Origin of the sequence: Actinotignum schaalii FB123-CNA-2 (assembly GCF_000411135.1) — a bacterium.
Lineage (GTDB): Bacteria > Actinomycetota > Actinomycetes > Actinomycetales > Actinomycetaceae > Actinotignum > Actinotignum schaalii_A.
Map to the genome: position 1 here is coordinate 1,216,138 of NZ_KE150262.1, position 18,000 is coordinate 1,234,137.

Sequence of the window (18,000 nt, forward strand, 5' to 3'; positions counted from 1 at the left end):
CGGTTTCGGATAGGGCCAAAATGGCCCGGATAGCGTAAGGGCGAGGTACCTCAGTAGAGGAGCCTCGCCCTTCGTGCTATCTAGGAAGGATGTCGCGCGTATCTATGAATAGCGCCGGCGCGGTGTGTGCGTGAGTTATTTGCGAATGAGGAGGCCGGTGGCCTGCTCCTGGGCGGTGGCCAAACGCTGCCCGGCTTCTTCCCAATTGACAATATTCCAGATCGCCTTGACGTAATCGGCCTTGACATTGAGGTAGTCAAGGTAGAAGGCGTGCTCCCACATATCGAGCTGGAAAACGGGCAGCACCCCGGCAGGCACATTATTGGCCTGGTCGTACATTTGGTAGATCACCAGTTTGCCGGCCACGGAATCGTAGCCGAGCACCGCCCAGCCCGAGCCTTGGATGCCGGTGGCCACGGCCGTGAACTGCTTCTGGAAGGTAGCGAAATCACCGAAGGAATCCTTGATTGCTTCGGCAAGCTCGCCTTCCGGTTGTCCGCCGCCGTTGGGGGAGAGCAGGGTCCAGAAAATCGAGTGGTTAACATGGCCGCCCAGGTTGAAGGAAAAATCCTTCGTGTACTGGTTCACTGCCGCGAAATCGCCCTTCTCGCGAGCCTCGCGAAGGTTCTCCAGGGATTTATTGGCCCCGTCAACGTAGGTCTTGTGGTGTTTATCGTGGTGGAGCTCCATGATCTTTGCGGAAATATGCGGTTCGAGTGCCGCGTAATCGTAGGGAAGATCGGGGAGGGTGTAGGTTGCCATTCTCATACTCCAATTCTGGGCGGCATCGCGGTGCCACCCCGCTTAGATATGTTCGGAATCTCCGAACAGTAATTGAATGCGAATATCATCAGTATATGTGGTGTCCGGCACATAGGTGGCGAGAATGGGGGAGGTTTAGCGCTCAGCCAAGCCGGGCGATTCTTCCGCGCCCGGGAAGGAAGTCGGGAAACGATGGGCTGAGGTGAGGGGCACCGCGAGGGGAATCTCGCCCTCGACGGCGAGTACTCGCGAGCGCGGATCGGAAAGCCAGGCGGCCAGGAGCTGGGTTTCCTCCGGGTGCGCGTGCTCGGCGGCGCGGGGGGGAGCCGCAAGCAGGGGAGTTGCATTGCGGAGCGCTGCGGCATGTTCGGGAACATCGCGGGCTTCGCTGACCGTCGCGGTAGCGAGGAGCCTGCCGTAACTCGCGAGGATGATTTCCCAGTGATCCTCACGCTTAGACGCGGCGACGACGCGGCGTGCCCGCCACAGCGGAACCAGCAAGTCCCGCCGTTGGGCTGCGGTGAGAAGAGCCAAAAGCCGGTCGCGCTCCACCATCGCTTCTTCGAAACGCTCCTGGGCGGCCAGGCGGGCAATGCGGGCCATCTGGTGGTCCCATACTTCGGCAAGGGAACCAGCTAACAGCCGTCGGGCGCGAGCGAGGGCTACTGGCCCGGTATTGACGGTGCCCCGCGGGGCCAACGCGCAAGGTGCGTGGGAAGCGAAGTGGCACGGGCAATCGCTCAGATCGGCCTTGCGTGGCACGTTGAGGCCGGCGGGATTGAGCCCGGCCTCATCCCCGATGAGCTCGGCGGCGCGCCGGGCGGCGGTGCGGGAGCCGAAAGGCCCCAGTGAGTTTGCCGCCTCCGTTGCCGAACAGCTGCGCGTAGTTTTCAGGCGCGCCACGGGCGTGGTATCGAGGCTGATCCAGGTGCGGGTGTGGGGGCGGCGTGAGCGGCGATTATAGGGCGGATCGAAGCGAGTAATATCGCGCAGCTCCACCACCCGTGCCTCGAGGAGAGTGGCGGTGGGGGTGGTTTCTACCCGGGTGGCCAGGTCCACCATCTCCGCCATGCGGTGGCGTTTTTCCGCGGCGGTGAAATATTGGCGTACCCGCCGGTACATATTCCCGGAGCTGCCCACGTACAGTACTTCGTTATTCGGGCCGATGAAACGGTAGCTGCCCGGGCTGTGCGGTACCTGATCGGCGAGTACGGCGCGGCGGCGCCGGCGGGCCGGAACCGGGTTGGAGACGGTGAGCAGGTCCTCGATATGTGTGACACCGAGCGGGCCGAGCCGCCCGATCATCGCGTGGAGCACATCCACGGTAGCCCGCGCATCATCGAGGGCACGATGGCTTGGTTGCACCGCGGCCCGGCAGTATCCCGCCAGGGTGCTTAGTTTGTGATTGGGAACTTCATCGCGGCTGAAAAGACGCCGCGCCAGCCCGAGGGTATCGAGGACGCGCAGCCGCGGCCACGCCATATCTATCGCTTCGCAAGCTCCGCGCAAATGGGACATATCGAAGCGGGCATTATGCGCCACGAGCACCGGGGCGGTGGGGCCAAGGAAATTGAGAAAAGCGGGGAGAACTTCATGCAGCGGGGGAGCGCTCACCGCCATCGCGGTGGTGATTCCGGTGAGCACGGTGATCTGGGCCGGGATGGGCACCCCGGGATTGACGAGTGAGGAAAACTCCTGCACCACCTCCCCTCCGCACACTTTCACCGCCCCAATTTCGGTGAGCGCATGCGCCCCGGGCCTCTCTCCGGTGGTTTCCACATCTACCACCACGAAAGTAACCTCATCCAGAGGAGTCCCCAGATCCGCAAATTCCAACTGGCGGGGAGCCAAGATGCGGCCGGATCGATACACCTCAATAGGTTCGGTATCGACCCGGGTGCCGGGCCGCGGAATATGCCGTGCTGTCATGATTTTTACCCTAGCGCGGAGCTACGACACGAATTCGCGGAGAAGTAGCGCGCTACAGGCGGGCGCCGTCGTCGTACGGATCGGTATCTTCGCGGGCGGGTGCCGTCAAAATAATGGCGACCACAACGCCCACCAGGGCTCCACCGGCCAGGATCCACGCGGTCAGGCGCGGGGCGGGCAGCAGGCCGATAAACATGAGCGCACTGATGAGAACCAGCACCCCGGTGGCCACCCAGGCGAGGCTCGCGTAGCGGTGGGCAGGGGCCTGGGGAACATAATATTCTTCGCGGGAGGCCGGGTTGAAAGTGGCGTCGTCGTCGGAAAAATCTGAATCTTCCGGGGCCGGGGACCAATCGCGCGGACCGGCCGCTCGCCCGCCACCCAGAGCCCAGGCGGCATCGGTGTAGCGCGGGGAAACATCCACCGGCGGCAGCGCGGCATCACTATCCCGGGTGGTATTGATATTCGCTCCCACCCCCTCGGCTTCCAGCTCGCGCGCGATCTTGTCCCATTGCGCATCGAAGCTATTATCCGAGTGCTTGCCTGTAGGTCCTTCTCCCATGAAAGACACTATAGCTGCGGGTATAATCAACAGCGGAATAATCCCCCAATCAGAAACGGAAGGTTAACGATGACTGTCCGCCGCGTTGCGCTCCTGACCGCCGGAGGTTTCGCCCCGTGTTTGTCCTCGGCCGTGGGTGGCCTCATTGAGCGCTATACGGAAATTGCGCCCGATGTGGAAATTATCGCCTACCAGCATGGCTACCACGGGCTGCTCACCGGGAATTACATCACCATCGATAAAGAAGGGCGCGAACAAGCCCATATCCTGCACCGTTTCGGCGGTTCACCCATCGGTAACTCCCGCGTCAAGCTGACCAATACCGAGGATCTGGTCAAGCGTGGCCTCGTGGAAGAAGGCGTGAACCCGCTGGAATTCGCCGCCCAGCGTCTCGTGGAAGATGGCGTGGATGTGCTCCACACCATCGGCGGTGATGATACAAATACCACCGCCGCGGATCTGGCTGCCTACCTGGAAGAAAACGGGCATCACCTCGTGGTGGTGGGCCTTCCCAAGACCATCGATAATGACATTATTCCGGTGCGCCAGTCCCTGGGCGCCTGGACCGCCGCGGAAGAAGCCTCGCTCTACGCCCAGCATATTATTGGTGAGCATCGCTCCAACCCGCGTATGCTCATCGTGCACGAAGTCATGGGCCGTAATTGCGGCTACCTTACCGCGCAGGCCTCCAAGTACTACCACGATTGGGTCCAGGAGCAGGAATGGGCTCCGGCGCTGGGTCTGACCAAGGAACGCTGGGATGTGCACGCCGTGTTCCTGCCCGAAATGGCTTTGGATATCAGCGGGGAAGCCGAACGCCTCAAGAAGATTATGGATGAGATCGGCAACGTCAATATCTTCCTTTCCGAGGGTGCGGGCGTGGATGAAATCGTGGCCGAAATGGAAGCCGCCGGCCAGGAAGTACCGCGCGATCCCTTCGGACACGTCCAGCTCGATAAGGTCAATCCGGGCCGCTGGTTCGCTGAGCAATTCGCGCAGAAGCTCGGCGCGGAAAAGGTCATGGTGCAAAAGTCCGGGTACTTCTCCCGCGCCTGGCACGCCAACGCTGAGGACCTGCGCCTCATCAAGGGCATGGTGGACCTGGCCGTGCAGTGCGCCCTGGAAGGTAAGCCCGGCCTCATCGGGCACGATGAGGAGAACGGTAACGTCCTCACCAATATCGCTTTCCCGCGGGTGAAGGGCCACAAGGCCTTCGATATCACCCAGGATTGGTTCGTGGAGACCATGCAGGCCATCGGCCAGGAGGTTCGCCCGCACGCCTAATGCGGCTGCGCCGTGGGCCCGGGCTGCCCGGGTGCCCCGTATCCGCACGTGAATGTTCGCCCCGTACCGGTTATCTGGTGCGGGGCGAGCTTGTGTGCAGATCATTTTTAGTGTGGTGCGCGCCTTTGCGTGCAGGCTGCGTCTCATGGCGTTGACGCAATTCTGCCCGCGCCTCCGTTCCGGGCTAAGATTTCGATTATGTTTGAGGACGATACGCATAAAATTGCTGCGCTGGCCCACGCCTGGCGCGATAAGCCTGCTCTGCACCAACCTCATTACGAGGATGAAGCAGAGCTTGCTGCCGTCATGCAGCGCCTGGCGAAAATGCCGCCCCTCGTTTTTGCGGGTGAATGCGATCGGCTCCGCGAAAGTATCGCGGCCGCGCAACGCGGAGAAGCTTTCGTCCTCATGGGTGGGGATTGCGCGGAATCTTTCGAGCAAATCACCGCGGATCGCATCCGTGCCAAGGTTCGCACCCTGCTGCAAATGTCGGTTATTTTGACCTACGGGGCTTCGGTGCCGGTAGTGAAAATTGGGCGGATGGCCGGCCAATACTCCAAGCCGCGCTCCCAGGCCACCGAAACTATTGGTGATATCACCTTGCCCTCCTATTTGGGCGATTCCATTAACGGGCACGAATTCACGGCCGCGGCGCGCCGCCATGATCCGCACCGTTTGGAGGAGGCGTACCTGTACTCGGTGGCCACCCTCAACCTCATGCGTGCTTTCACGCGCGGTGGTTTCGCTGACTTGCGTTCGGTTCACGATTGGAACCGCGGTTTTATTGCCAATCCGGCTTACGTGCGGTACGAAAAAACAGCGAGCGAGATTGATCGCGCCATGCGTTTTGTGACCGCGGCCGGGGTCGACGGCGCGCAGCTGGCAGAAACGCAAATTTATTCTTCCCACGAAGGCCTGGTGCTGCCCTTCGAGGAAATTATGATGCGCATCGATTCGCGTACCCACGATCCTTACCTCACCTCCGCACACTTCCTGTGGATCGGGGAACGCACCCGGGATGTCAACGGTGCCCACGTGGAGATGTTCTCCCACGCACGTAACCCGATCGGGGTGAAATTAGGTCCGACGACGACGCCAGATACCGCTCTCGCCCTTATCGACAAACTCAATCCGGAAGGTGAACCGGGCCGACTCACCTTCATTACTCGCATGGGGGCTGGTCGCGTGGAAGAGGCCCTGCCGCCCCTGGTGGAAGCGGTGCAGCGTGACGGGCGCCCGGTTACCTGGGTTTCGGACCCCATGCACGGAAATACCATCAAAGCATCCAATGGAATTAAGACCCGCCGCTTGAGCGATATCATGGCGGAAATCCGCGGGTTCTTCGCGGTCCACGAAGCCTTAGGTAGCCACCCGGGCGGTATCCACGTGGAACTGACCGGGGATGACGTGACAGAGGTGCTGGGCGGTTCGGAAGAAATCTTCGAAGAGACCCTGACCGAACGCTACGAATCCTTGGTCGATCCGCGTCTCAACCACCAGCAGTCCCTCGAGCTGGCTTACCAGCTGGCCGAAATGCTGCGCGACGTCCACCTGTAAAACGGGGCGCGCCGCAGCCTGGGACCGCAGTGGCCCTGCTTGGGTGCGTCCCGTGACTGAATGACCGGGTGCCAGCGCGAGTGCGGCCTGGCTACCGCGCCGCAATTATGAGGGTGATGTGCTGCCCGGAGGCAGCACTCACTCCCGGTCCGGGATCCTGGCGCAACACGGTGCCCGGCGCGGCCGCCCGGGTTTCCCGGTAGCGCACCTGCACCTGGAATCCCGCTTTTTCTAGCACGGCGCGTGCCTCTGCCTCCGCCATATCTGCCACGTCGGGAACGGCTGCATCACGGGTTGCGCCGGCAATAAGAAGTTCAACTGTGCTCCCCGGGCGTACCCGGCTACCTGCCTCCGGATCGCTACCCAGCACGGTACCCGGTAGCGCCCCGCTCCCGCCCCGCACCTCCGTCTCCACTGTTAGCCCGAGGGCCTCCATCTGGCCACGCGTTTGGGTGAGCCCGGTGGCAAGTTCGGGAATCGTCACCCGTGCCCACGGGCCTGCCGTGAGAGCCCACGTCGCGCCGCCTGCCCCAGTAAGCAACGCGATTGCGCATACCCAGGCGGCAATCCGCCACGCGCGGGCGCGCCGCCGCCCAGCGGTGTGCTGCTGCAGGTTTCCCGCGCCGCGCTGCGGTCGGGCCGTACCTTGTTGCGAGCCAGCCTGGCTCACCTTTAATTTCCGGGTGGGGCGGAGGACTGACGGGGCACGGTGCGCAGGTGCGTGCACCGGAACGGTTGCATCCGCGCCAGCATTGAGCGTGGCGGCGCGCTCCGTGCTGGCGGCAGCCGCGGTCTCCAGTTCAGCGCCACCAACATCGCCAGCCACATCCTCACGGTGCACCGGCTGCGGGCGGCGCGGCGTGACCGGAATGCGCCGTAGCGCGGCATCATCAGCGATGCTAGCCCGCAGCCCCCGCAGCAATTTGCGGGCCTCTCCGGCGCTCGCCGGGCGATCCGCCGGATTCTTCGCGGTAAGCACCCCGATAAAAGAATCCACCTCCGCCGGCAACCACGGATTATCCCCCGCAAGGCGCGGTAAATCTTCCCGCGCTTGTGCCGCCGCGAGCTGGGCGGCTGAGTATCCGGCCCAGGGCAGGCGCCCGGCAAGTAACTCAAAGAGCACCAGGCCGGTGGCGTAAACATCGCTAGCCGGGCTCGCCACCCGCTGCTCCAAAATTTCCGGTGCGGTATAAGCCAGGGTTCCCCAGCGCGGCAGCGCCCCCGAGGAAGCACTCACCGCGTGGGCCAAGCCGAAATCGGTGACCGTCACCGCGAGCTGGGGAAGGCGGACTGGGGAGGGCGGCGGGCAGGCGTCGTCGAATAAAATATTTTCCGGCTTGATATCCCGGTGGATAATGCCGGCCCGGTGGGCAGCGGCCAGACCCTGGAGGACCTGATCGCAAATCTCCAGGGCGGTGCCGAGCTGGAAGGACCCTAGGCGCTCCAGCTCGTGGCGCAGCGTGGGCCCGGGGACGTATTCCATGACGAGGTAGGCACGCTCGGTTGCGCCGTCGTTCCACATCCCACGGTCGTAAATGGTGACGATATGCGGGCTACTCAGCGCGGCGACCGCCCGGGCTTCCCGCCGGAAGAGCCGGGTGAAATCATCGAGGGCGGCTAAATCGGGGTGCATAATTTTGATCGCCACCACGCGATCCAGCTTCGTATCGTAGCCGCGGTACACCGTGGCCATCCCGCCGCGCGCCACCGGGGCGTCGAGACGGTAGCGGCCCTCAAGCCACCCGGACGGCAGGGAAGGAATAGTCACACACCTAGGGTAGCGCGCCGCCTCAAAACGCCGCGTTTAGAAACTCTTAGCTGCGCGCAAGACCCGCAGCACGTACTTTTGGGTAGACGGGTACGGCCCCGCCTCCCGCAGGCGCGCCAAACCCTGGTAGTAGGCGGCAATAGCCTCGTGGGTACTGGCGGTATGGCGCTGCAAATAGCGAATAATCGCAATACCTGCGGTGATATTATCCGCGGGAATAAGCCAGTCCAGATCCCGGCCGACCATCCGCCCCGCCCATCGCGAAGCCGCGGGAATCAGCTGCATCACACCCGCCGCACCGCTGGGGGAGAGCGCGCGGGAATTGAAACCGGATTCGATATAGGCATGCGCCATTGCAAGCCGAGGATTGACGCCCATAAGCGCCGCCGTATCACGCACCATCTTCTGCGTTTCCGCCCGGCTCGGGGCGATAATCGCATTCAAACGCGCCGCGATTTCCGCGTGCGAAAGTTCGTAGCGCGGGGCCGGTACCTGCGCCCGCAAACGCGCCAGATTCGCCTTCGATCCCACCATTTCTCACTTCCTGGCCGGTGCGGGGGACATTCGATTGCGCCCCGGCCGCTGTTCTACTTGTGACAATAGTGCACTGTTGTGAAAATGTCACCAGAATGTGACGATTTTGTAATGGCGACGACGCCGCGCCTTCGCCCACCTGCGCGCCTGCGCGGCCGCGGCATTAAGATAGGAAGCGTGGAAAAAGAGAATACAACTGTGACATGGTTGAGCCTTCCGGAGCTGGCCGATTACCTCAAGACCGATCTGCGTACGGTACGCTCCCAGCTGCGCGATGCCCGTTTCCTGGCGGTGCGGCGCGGGGAAAATAACGCCCTCTACGCCGACGCGGGACAATTCGTGATGAAAGACGGGCAGCGCGTGCCGCTACCCTCGCTGCGCGGCACCATTATTTCCCTGCGCGATGCCGGGTATAACGACGACGAAGCCCAAGAATGGTTGCGGCGCTTCGAACCGGAACTACGTGACACCCCGCTGGGTGCACTCATCGCCGGGCACACCCACGCGGTGCGGCGCGTCATCGCCGGCCTGGCTTTTTAGCTCGTGGTTGCCCACCTTGGCAGGGGCCGCCGGATCTAGTGGGTGCGTGAACGCAGGCGCTGGAGGAGTTCCCCTAAGCTGTCGCGGGCGGCCTCGTTCAGGCGCGGCAAGATAGCCCGTGCACTATCTTCACGGTGGCGAATCATGTTTTCCACGTGAGCCCGCGCTCCAGAGTCCTCCATGAGGGCCTGAGCACGAGCGACGTCGTCGCCCTCCAACCGTTTCCCGCGTAAGGACCGCAGCCACCGGGCATCCACCTCGCTGACCCGCTCCAGCGTTTCGAGGAAGAGGAAGGTGTTTTTCCCTTCGGTGAGGTCATCACCGGCAGGTTTACCCGTGATAGCTGGATCCCCGAAAATTCCGAGGATATCGTCGCGCAATTGGAACGCCTCACCGAAAGGCGTGGCAAAAGCCTGCAAATCTGCGATTGTTTCCGGGGCGGGTTGTTCGGCGAGCGCCGCCCCGATGAGCAGGGGGAAGAGTGCGGAATACGACACCGTTTTATGCGTGATAATCGCGCTGATATTCTCCCGGGTAGCCGCGCGGGTGTATTCGCAGCGGATATCGAGGAACTGGCCGATGCCCACGTCCTCGCACATGGTAAAAAACGGCTCGAGAGGAGCACTGCGCCCGGCACTCACCGCTTCCTGGGAAGCCAGCGCTAGCACGGCATCGCCCACAATCAAACCGGAGCGGAAACCGTAGCGCTCGGGGGAACCATCCCAACCGGATACACGGTGATAATTCTCCAGCTCGGCATGCACCGTGGGGACCCCACGGCGGGTGGCAGAAGCGTCAATAATATCGTCGTGAATAAGGGCCGCGAGTTGGAAAAGCTCCACGGCCGCACCCAAACGCACCGCCGCCACCATATCCGCACAGCTGGGTTCAGGCAGAGTGGCGAGCATTCCCGCGCGCACCAGCCGGGCCCGGGTGCGCTTACCCCCGGCCGCAAGTGCGGTAACTGTATTGATGAAATCCTCAACCTCGGGCTGATTCCAGCGGCGCAGCGAATCTAAACGCGCCTCAATGCGGCTATCAACCCCGTTGGTGAAATCGCGAGTGCTCCACTCCATTGCTCCTGCTCCGCTTCTTTTATCCACAGATTCGTGAGGTGCGCGCCCCATCCACAGGGTACCGGCACTCGCGAGCACGCGGTTGCCGAAGCTGGTTATCTAGCCCTATGGACACAATCACACTTCATCATCCGCGCGATGCCCTCGCTGTTATTCCCCATCTGCTGGGCTATCACCCGCGCCACCACTTCGTACTCTTCGGGGGAAGCCCGGAATTGCATCGGGGTCTGGGCCCGGAAGGTGAGGAACTACCGCAATGGTTCGGTTCGCTGGAATCTTCGCAGCGTCCGGAAGTTGCCGTGGCCGGGGGTGAAACGCCACTCATTCGGGTAGATCTGCGTGCCGGCCCTATCTCGCCCTATGTTGCCCGGCAAATAACTGACACGGTAGCTGCCTGCCGCATGTTCAGCTGCGTGGCGGTGGTCTACTGTCCAAGTTTTATTCGCTTCGCTCACACCCGTGAATTTGCTTCGGTGCTGGCCCTCCTTGAGCTGCTCTGCGCTGCTCTTTCCCGACTCTGGGACGGTGACCCGGGCACTCGCGATGCGTGGAGCTGTGATTTTTTTATTGCCGATAACGAAGGGTTTATGGATATGGGAGAAGAAACATTTTGCCGCTGGGAAGAATTGGAATCTACCGAGGCGGCGGCTGCTCTCGTTTACAAGGGGTCGGCACCTCTGGAAGAAGAACCGCGCCGGGATATCGTCAAGGCCAGCCCCACTCGAATGCGTAATACCGCCATAGCCTTGGAAGAAGCGCGCGGGGAGGAAGACACAGCACTGGAAGAGCACTGGGATATGCTCCTTGCTCGGGTGGTGCGCCGCCGCCAAGCCGGCCCACCGCGCATCACCACCCGCGAAGCGGGGCGAGCCTTGGCCGGGCTCTTACGCATCCCTATTCGGGACAAAATCTTGCAGGTCTCCCTTGAGCATGATCCGCTGTTACCGATGTCTTCCGTTGATCCCGCGGTGGGTTTTGCTACCGGGGTGGGGGAGCGTCCCAATATTGTGCGGGCTTTAGGGATGATGGCGCTTCTGGATGAATTGGCTCGGCTGGCTCCGGAAGGAGTGGAGGTCCCCTATGCGTGCTCGGCCTATTTAGCCTGGTGGGTGGGGCAAAATTCTATGACCGCGCTGCGCGCTCAGGAAGCGCTGGAGATAAATTCAGGCTCGCGCCTGGCGCGCATGCTCAAAGATGCGGCCGAATGGAACGCATTGCCTCCCTGGTTGGTAGGCGCGAATGAGGGCGGGAGGTGCTCGCACGCCACAGCTGATAGTGGCGATCAAGGGGAAGTGGATAGTGACGGTGCCGGTGACGATGTCACGTCCTGCGGTTTGGCAGCTAGTGAGCCGGAAGCCGCGGATCGATATGGGTCGGGTAGCCAAGCAGCCTAAAGAACCTACGTAGCTACGTGCGTGAAGATGGTATTCGCGCTGGAGGGAAGCTCGCGCCGGCGGAAGTTCATACCGGCGGAAAGTGGGCGAACTATAGTCCCCGAGCATAAGAATGCTATGTGATGATCGGCACCTTAGGGAGGGTGGGGAACAAAAAGTGGGTGGGGTGCGTTCCGCTAAGTAGCTCTTTGGGGTGGATACCCCGTGCCGGTTTTCGGCATTCGTTGATAACACTAGGGAAAGGTCTCACGTGGCCACAAAGTCTGCCAGTGCACAAGAAACCGCTGCCGTGGAAAAGGGCACCGCGGTCTCCGCATCCGCTTCGGGTACGAAGAAGAAGGCGGCCTCTCGCTCCTCCAGTCGCACGGCATCGGCCACCTCGGCAGCTACCGCTTCCGAAAGCACAACGGCTGCGAAGAAGCCGGCGGCCAAGAAGGCCAGTGCAGCCAAGGCCACCACTACCAAGAAGGCTGCCACTAGGAAGACCACCTCCAAGGCAGTCGAATCGAAGGCCTCCGAATCCAAGGCCGCTTCTTCGGCATCTTCCACGAAGAAGGCCACCGCAGCGAAGTCAGCTGCTACAAAGTCCACCGCCTCGAAGTCCACCGCGGCGAAGAAAACCTCCACTAAGAAGGCAGCCGCTGAAGCCGAAGCTCCGGAAGCTGCTGCGGCAGCCACGGAGGCTTCCGCATCCTCTGCGGAAGCCAAGGAGGAGAAGCCGGCCGCTAAGAAGCCGGCCACCCGTAAGACTGCCGCGAAGAAGACCACGTCTAAGGCAGCCGAATCCAAGGAGGCTTCCACCGCGAAGAAGGCTACGTCGAAGCGTGCTACCGCTAAGCAGGAAGAGCCGGAAGATCCTGAAGAACATGAGGATCTCGAGGATGAAGATTTCGATGTCGATGCTGAAGATGTTGATGCCGAGGATCTAGACGACGATCTCGAGGATGACGCGGACGATTCTGAGGACGCCGAAGAGGAGCCCGAGGAAGAAGAAGAGGACGAAGCCGATAAGGAAACGGATAACGCCGCCAAAACGGAAACAACCGGGCGTAATTCCCGAGGCGGGTTCACCGTCAAAGATTCCGATGATTCCGATGAGCCGGCGGTACGTGTTCACGTTGCCGGTGCCACCGCGGATCCGGTCAAGGATTACCTCAAGCAGATCGGTAAAGTTCCCCTGCTTAACGCTGCGGAAGAAGTTGAACTAGCCAAGCGGATTGAGGCTGGGCTCTACGCCCAGCACCTGCTGAATCAGGGCAATCTCGATAAGGAAAAGGATCACGCCTATATTCGTGAACTGCGGATTATCGCCCGCGATGGCAAGCACGCCAAGAACCACCTGCTCGAAGCGAATCTTCGCCTGGTAGTTTCCCTGGCTAAGCGCTACACGGGCCGCGGCATGCTCTTCCTTGATCTTATTCAGGAAGGGAATTTGGGGCTGGTGCGCGCCGTCGAAAAGTTTGACTACGCCAAGGGCTACAAGTTCTCCACCTACGCCACCTGGTGGATTCGCCAGGCTATTACCCGCGCGATGGCGGACCAGGCCCGTACCATTCGGATCCCGGTGCATATGGTCGAAGTCATCAACAAGCTCGCGCGGGTCCAGCGCCAGATGCTCCAGGAACTCGGGCGGGAACCAACCACCGAGGAACTGGCGAAAGAACTGGATATGACCGAAGAAAAGGTCGTCGAAGTTCAAAAGTACGGCCGGGAACCCATTTCTTTGCACACCCCGCTCGGTGAAGATGGCGATTCCGAATTCGGTGACCTCATTGAGGATTCCGAAGCGGTGGTCCCGGCGGATGCCGTCGGCTTCACCCTGCTCCAAGAACAGCTCCATCGCGTTCTCGATACCCTGTCCGAACGGGAAGCCGGGGTGGTTTCGATGCGCTTTGGCCTCACCGACGGCCAGCCGAAAACCCTGGATGAAATCGGCAAGGTTTACGGGGTTACCCGCGAACGCATTCGCCAGATCGAATCCAAGACTATGTCTAAGCTGCGCCACCCGAGCCGTTCGCAGGTGCTGCGCGACTATCTGGAGTAAAACCAGGCGCGGCAGGTTCCCGGCGCGCGCGGCGCACAGCGGGGAACTCCATCTCAAATAGCGGGGTGGGCCAAATAATCTCAGCGGCGTGGAGGCGAGCATCGTCCCACGCCGCTGCTGTTATTTCCTTCCCGTCTCGGCTGTAAGCATGGGTGGCGTAGCGCTCCCCGCGTGCCTCCCGGCGCAGATATTCCGCCAGGAGCCGCCCGCACATGCGCGCATCCGTGATGGCGCGGTGGTGTTCTTCTATCTCTATTCCCGCCCGTTGGGCCACGGCCATGAGGGAATGGCGTCCGTCAGGAACATAAATGCGCGAGAGATCCATCGTGCACACGGCAGCGCTGAGCGGGATACGTAGCGGGCTTCCGGCCCGGTGAAAAGCCTCGTTGAGGAAAGCCAGGTCAAAGCGGGCATTATGCGCCACGAGGATACGCCGGTGCAGCAACCGTTCCACGTGGGGGAGCAGTTGTGAGAACGACGGCGCCTGTGCCACTTCCGCAGCGTGTACTCCGTGAATCTCCGTGGCTCCCATGGGCCGCAGCGGGTTCACCAGGCTTTCCCATTCGCGCTCCGGATTGCCCTGCTCATCCAGAAGCACCACCCCGATCTCCACAATGCGGTCAGCGCGCGCATCTAAACCGGTGGTTTCCAGATCGAGGGCAGCGTAGCCAGAAGAAAAACCGTGCGCCTGAGAAACACCCATGCGTTCAGCTTACCGAGAGCACGGGCCTGAGGTGATCTTCTCCTCAGGAATAAGCGAGCCCTTTTATGCTTTGATAGGTATGTGAGTACTACATTGACTGAATTAGCTCCCTTGACCGCGCAGGATCGTTGCGATGCCTGCGGAGCCCAGGCCTACGTTCGGGTACGCCTGCCTTACGGAGAACTTTTCTTCTGCGGCCATCATGCTTCCCAGCACCTCGATAAGCTGCGTGAAGATGCCCTCGAGATTCAAGACGAACGCGAAAATATCGCCTAGCTTCTCTTCGATCTCACCACCAGCGGCCCACCCGGGCCGCTTTTGAGTTAACGTGTTCCTACCGTGGCTCTCAGCTGATGCCGGCTGGTACCCTCGGCGCCGGCTGCGTGGAGGTGGCGGGGTGTTTTTCCGAGGTGTACTGCGCGTGTACGACAAATGCACTACAGCTCTGAAAACGCATAGAACCCCCGCTGGGACTGGTGTGAACCGTGGGATTCACGTACTTTCACGCACTTTCATGTACTTTCACGTACTCACACGCGCGCCGCGGCGGCTCGCGAACAACCGTTCGCGTAAACTACCGGTGTGTCAACTTCCGAAGAATACTCAGCTCGTCATCTCCAAGTTCTCGAAGGCCTGGAAGCCGTGCGCAAACGCCCCGGCATGTACATCGGCTCCACGGATTCACGCGGACTCATGCACTGCCTCTGGGAAATCATCGACAACGGCATCGACGAAGCGCTGGAAGGATTCGCTACCCATATCACCGTCACCCTGTACGCCGACGGTTCGGTTGAGGTAACCGACGACGGCCGCGGTGTCCCCGTGGATACCGTCCCCGGGGTGGGACTTTCCGGAGTGGAAGTTGTGTATACCCGCCTGCATGCCGGCGGGAAATTCGGAGGCGGATCCTATTCCGCCTCGGGCGGCCTCCACGGCGTGGGTGCCTCGGTGGTCAATGCCCTCTCCGCCCGCATGGACGTGAAAGTCCGGCGCGGCGGCAAGATCTACCAAATGCAATTCAAGCGCGGGGAACCCGGGCGTTTCCAGGACGGCGCCCAGTCCTCCCCGGAAGCACCTTTCGAAGCCTTCACCCACGGCAGCGAACTCGATATAGTCGGAAAAGTCGCGAAGAAAAACACCGGAACATCCGTGCGCTACTGGGCTGACCCCCAGATTTTCCTGGCCGAAGCAGAATTCTCCTATGACCTGCTCACCGAACGGGTACGCCAATCCGCGTTCCTGGTGCCCGGCCTGACCATCACCATTCGTGATGAACGCGGCCTGGCGGGCACCCCGGGGGAGAACGGCCCCCACGAGGAAGTGTTCCACTACGAGGGCGGCGTCGTCGATTTTGCGGACTACCTGGCCACCGATCCGGCCCTCACCGCTACCATGCACCTCACGGGCAGCGAAACCTTCACCGAAAACGTGCAGGTCCTCGACCCGGAAAGCGGGCATTTGCGCGCCCAGGAAGTTGAACGCACCTGCGAAGTGGATGTGGCCCTGCGCTGGGGGACCGGATATGACACCACCACCGAATCCTTTGTGAACATTATTCGCACGCCCGGGGGAGGTGCGCACCAGAGCGGCTTCGAACAGGGCGTGGTGAAAACCCTGCGGGCCCTGATCGACACCAATTCGCGGCGCCTCAAGCTCACCGCCAAAGACGCCAAAATCGAAAAAGACGATATTTTGGCCGGGATGACCGCGGTTGTCACGGTCCGGTTAGCCGAACCCCAATTCGAGGGGCAAACGAAGGAGATCCTGGGGACTGCGGCAGTGCGCCCCATTGTGGCGCGCGTCGTCGCCGCACAACTCCACAGTATCCTGGCGTCCACGAAACGCGACCAAAAAACCGAAACCTCCAGGCTCCTGGAAAAAATCGTGGCGGAAATGCGCGCGCGGGTGGCCGCGCGCGTCCACAAGGAAATCTCGCGGCGCAAAAACGCGCTCGAAAATTCCACTCTGCCCGCCAAGCTCGCCGATTGCCGCAGCGATGATATTGAGCACACCGAACTTTTTATCGTCGAGGGAGATTCGGCGCTGGGCACCGCGAAGTTGGCGCGTTCCTCGGAGTTCCAGGCCCTGCTACCCATCCGTGGGAAAATCCTCAACGTGCAGCGCGCCTCGCCCGCCGATATTCTGCGCAACCAGGAAGTTTCTTCCATTATTCAGGTGGTCGGGGCCGGTTCCGGGCGCACTTTTGACCTCGCGGCGGCGCGGTACGGGAAAATTATTATGATGACGGATGCGGACGTGGACGGCGCCCATATCCGCACCCTGCTGCTCACGCTTTTCTTCCGCTATATGCGTCCCCTCGTGGAAGCCGGGCGGGTTTTCGCGGCGGTGCCGCCACTGCACCGCATCGAGGTGGCCGGGCGTGGCGGGAAAAAGGGCTCGTATATTTATACCTATTCCGAAGAAGAATTGCATCGGGAACTCAAGAAGCTCGAACGCGCCGGGAAAAGCTATAAGGAACCCATCCAGCGTTACAAGGGCCTGGGGGAGATGGACGCGCACCAGCTCGCTGAAACAACCATGGATCCGGCCCACCGCACCCTGCGGCGTATCCGCATCGAGGACGAAGCTGCGCTGCGGGAAGCCGAGTCCGTTTTTGAAGTATTGATGGGTAACGAGGTGGCCCCGCGTCGCGAATTTATTGTCGAGGGCGCTGACGATATCTCCTACGACAAGATCGATGCCTAAGATTCCGGGCCCGCGCTTCGCTACACTTGAGAGTCATACCCGTAAAGGAGGGCTCATGGGTAACGGCGCGATACGGTGGAGCGATCTCACAGCGGCGGATGGCCGCGCGATTTTCACGCTGCTGGATACTCACCAAAGCACCGTGAACTCCAGCTTCCGCACCTCACGCGAAGAAATCGATCTCATGTTTGAGCCCTCGGTTCCGCATAGTGTTTTTGGGTGGTACGACGACGCAGTACCGGTCCGGCGCCTTCTTGCTTTCGGTATCGTGCGCCTGTACGATGCCCGCACCGCGCATCCCACGGTTACCCTTTCAGCTAGTGTGCACCCCGGGCTGAGCCCGGAGCTGCGCGAACAGGCAGCTCGCGGGGTGCTCGCCGAACAATTGCGCCGGGCTCCGGCCCTGGCGGCCGGAACCCTGCACCCCGTGGCCGTGGCGAATGTGGAAAGTTGGGATCCGGAACGGGGGAGGGCCCTGGCGGCTGCCGGCTTCACCGACCGGCTCTCCTATCTGCAAATGCGCCGGCCGCTCACGCGTGGGCCGCTGCCCCTACCGCCTTCCGCGCATGCTGAGAACAATGGGGTGGAGTTAGTTCCTCTCACACCCGATTGGGACGACGCCGCGCTTCTTGCCCACAATTCTTTTTACGCAGATAAATTGAATTATCCGATTTACACCCGGGAGCAGTGGCGTATTGAATGCGCTTTTATGCGCCGGGAATGGAGTTTCCTGGCGGTGGATACCCGCGGGGATCGCCCCCGGGTACTCGGGTGCATTATGACCGCCGCCTATGAGCAGGACTGGCCCGGCCTGGGATTCTGTGAGGGCTATGTTGATGAGCTCGCGGTGCGGGCGGAAAGCCCGGACGGGGTCAATGCCCGCCTGCTGGCTGCCAGTATTGCCGCCCAGGCGGAGAGCGGCATGGATGCCACCACGTTGGATCTCACCGTCCACTACGAGCCGGACGGTACCTGCCTGACCCCCGACAGTGCGGCGCGCCTGAGCCTGTATGAAAGCTTCGGCTTCGAAGTCACCGAACGCACCCGGGTAGTGCACCACCCGCTTCCGGATCTGCCGGCGCGCTCGTAAGGAGCCGCGTTCCGCTGTGGCGCGCGGTGCCTAGCTGCGTGCGAAAGCACG

At 61.6% G+C, this 18,000-nt stretch carries 15 protein-coding genes; 8 read left to right on the forward strand and 7 right to left on the reverse strand.

The genetic code is table 11. The features are described from left to right. Positions 1–135: 135 nt before the first annotated feature. The 3 genes from HMPREF9237_RS04905 to HMPREF9237_RS04915 all read right to left on the reverse strand — a co-directional run bounded on the left by HMPREF9237_RS04905 (position 136) and on the right by HMPREF9237_RS04915 (position 3,253). Complete coding sequence (locus HMPREF9237_RS04905; RefSeq protein WP_016442631.1) at positions 136–762, reverse strand: superoxide dismutase; 627 nt, start codon at positions 760–762, stop codon at positions 136–138. A 135-nt stretch (positions 763–897) separates the two neighbouring features. Further along, complete coding sequence (locus HMPREF9237_RS04910) at positions 898–2,691, reverse strand: DEDD exonuclease domain-containing protein (RefSeq protein WP_016442632.1); 1,794 nt, start codon at positions 2,689–2,691, stop codon at positions 898–900. Positions 2,692–2,743: 52 nt separating this feature from the next. Beyond that, positions 2,744–3,253: an SdpI family protein gene (locus tag HMPREF9237_RS04915; protein WP_155875854.1), complete on the reverse strand. Its 510-nt coding sequence runs from the start codon at positions 3,251–3,253 to the stop codon at positions 2,744–2,746. 69 nt (positions 3,254–3,322) lie between these two features. Here HMPREF9237_RS04915 and HMPREF9237_RS04920 point away from each other — a divergent pair, with 69 nt between their 5' ends. Both HMPREF9237_RS04920 and HMPREF9237_RS04925 read left to right on the forward strand, forming a co-directional pair. Beyond that, positions 3,323–4,537, forward strand: a complete 1,215-nt coding sequence (locus HMPREF9237_RS04920; protein WP_016442634.1) for a pyrophosphate--fructose-6-phosphate 1-phosphotransferase — start codon at positions 3,323–3,325, stop codon at positions 4,535–4,537. 198 nt (positions 4,538–4,735) lie between these two features. Beyond that, entirely contained in the window at positions 4,736–6,094 is a 1,359-nt protein-coding gene (locus tag HMPREF9237_RS04925) for a class II 3-deoxy-7-phosphoheptulonate synthase (protein WP_016442635.1), read from the forward strand. A 91-nt stretch (positions 6,095–6,185) separates the two neighbouring features. On the opposite strand, the gene HMPREF9237_RS04930 is transcribed toward HMPREF9237_RS04925, so the two are convergent. Then, positions 6,186–7,862: a protein kinase domain-containing protein gene (locus HMPREF9237_RS04930; protein WP_016442636.1), complete on the reverse strand. Its 1,677-nt coding sequence runs from the start codon at positions 7,860–7,862 to the stop codon at positions 6,186–6,188. 36 nt (positions 7,863–7,898) lie between these two features. Next, entirely contained in the window at positions 7,899–8,396 is a 498-nt protein-coding gene (locus HMPREF9237_RS04935; RefSeq protein WP_016442637.1) for a lytic transglycosylase domain-containing protein, read from the reverse strand. A 198-nt stretch (positions 8,397–8,594) separates the two neighbouring features. On the opposite strand from HMPREF9237_RS04935, the gene HMPREF9237_RS04940 reads away from it, so the two are divergent. Then, entirely contained in the window at positions 8,595–8,936 is a 342-nt protein-coding gene (locus HMPREF9237_RS04940) for an Rv2175c family DNA-binding protein (protein ID WP_231366675.1), read from the forward strand. Between the two features lie 35 nt (positions 8,937–8,971). Here the strand turns inward: HMPREF9237_RS04940 and HMPREF9237_RS04945 are convergent, their stop codons facing one another. After that, the gene (locus HMPREF9237_RS04945) at positions 8,972–10,012 is read right to left on the reverse strand and encodes a polyprenyl synthetase family protein (protein ID WP_016442639.1); all 1,041 of its coding nucleotides are present in this window, start codon (positions 10,010–10,012) and stop codon (positions 8,972–8,974) included. A gap of 107 nt (positions 10,013–10,119) precedes the next feature. On the opposite strand from HMPREF9237_RS04945, the gene HMPREF9237_RS04950 reads away from it, so the two are divergent. Together HMPREF9237_RS04950 and HMPREF9237_RS04955 are read left to right on the forward strand one after the other, a co-directional pair. Further along, positions 10,120–11,406 carry a DUF4192 family protein gene (locus HMPREF9237_RS04950; protein ID WP_016442640.1) on the forward strand — a complete coding sequence of 429 codons (1,287 nt, stop codon included), beginning with the start codon at positions 10,120–10,122 and terminating at the stop codon, positions 11,404–11,406. A 250-nt stretch (positions 11,407–11,656) separates the two neighbouring features. Then, positions 11,657–13,450, forward strand: a complete 1,794-nt coding sequence (locus tag HMPREF9237_RS04955; protein ID WP_016442641.1) for an RNA polymerase sigma factor — start codon at positions 11,657–11,659, stop codon at positions 13,448–13,450. On the opposite strand, the gene HMPREF9237_RS08935 is transcribed toward HMPREF9237_RS04955, so the two are convergent. Next, a complete protein-coding gene (locus HMPREF9237_RS08935; protein WP_016442642.1) occupies positions 13,398–14,153 on the reverse strand; it encodes a PolC-type DNA polymerase III in 756 nt (251 codons plus the stop codon). The two genes, HMPREF9237_RS04955 and HMPREF9237_RS08935, sit on opposite strands and share 53 nt — an antisense overlap. A gap of 81 nt (positions 14,154–14,234) precedes the next feature. Between HMPREF9237_RS08935 and HMPREF9237_RS04965 the strand changes: the two genes are divergently transcribed. The 3 genes from HMPREF9237_RS04965 to HMPREF9237_RS08940 all read left to right on the forward strand — a co-directional run bounded on the left by HMPREF9237_RS04965 (position 14,235) and on the right by HMPREF9237_RS08940 (position 17,949). Then, a complete protein-coding gene (locus HMPREF9237_RS04965; RefSeq protein ID WP_026428827.1) occupies positions 14,235–14,429 on the forward strand; it encodes a DUF7455 domain-containing protein in 195 nt (64 codons plus the stop codon). A 306-nt stretch (positions 14,430–14,735) separates the two neighbouring features. Then, positions 14,736–16,859 (forward strand): DNA gyrase/topoisomerase IV subunit B, encoded by a 2,124-nt coding sequence (locus HMPREF9237_RS04970; protein WP_039898344.1) that lies wholly within the window; start codon positions 14,736–14,738, stop codon positions 16,857–16,859. Between the two features lie 55 nt (positions 16,860–16,914). Then, complete coding sequence (locus HMPREF9237_RS08940) at positions 16,915–17,949, forward strand: hypothetical protein (protein WP_016442644.1); 1,035 nt, start codon at positions 16,915–16,917, stop codon at positions 17,947–17,949. Positions 17,950–18,000 lie beyond the last annotated feature (51 nt).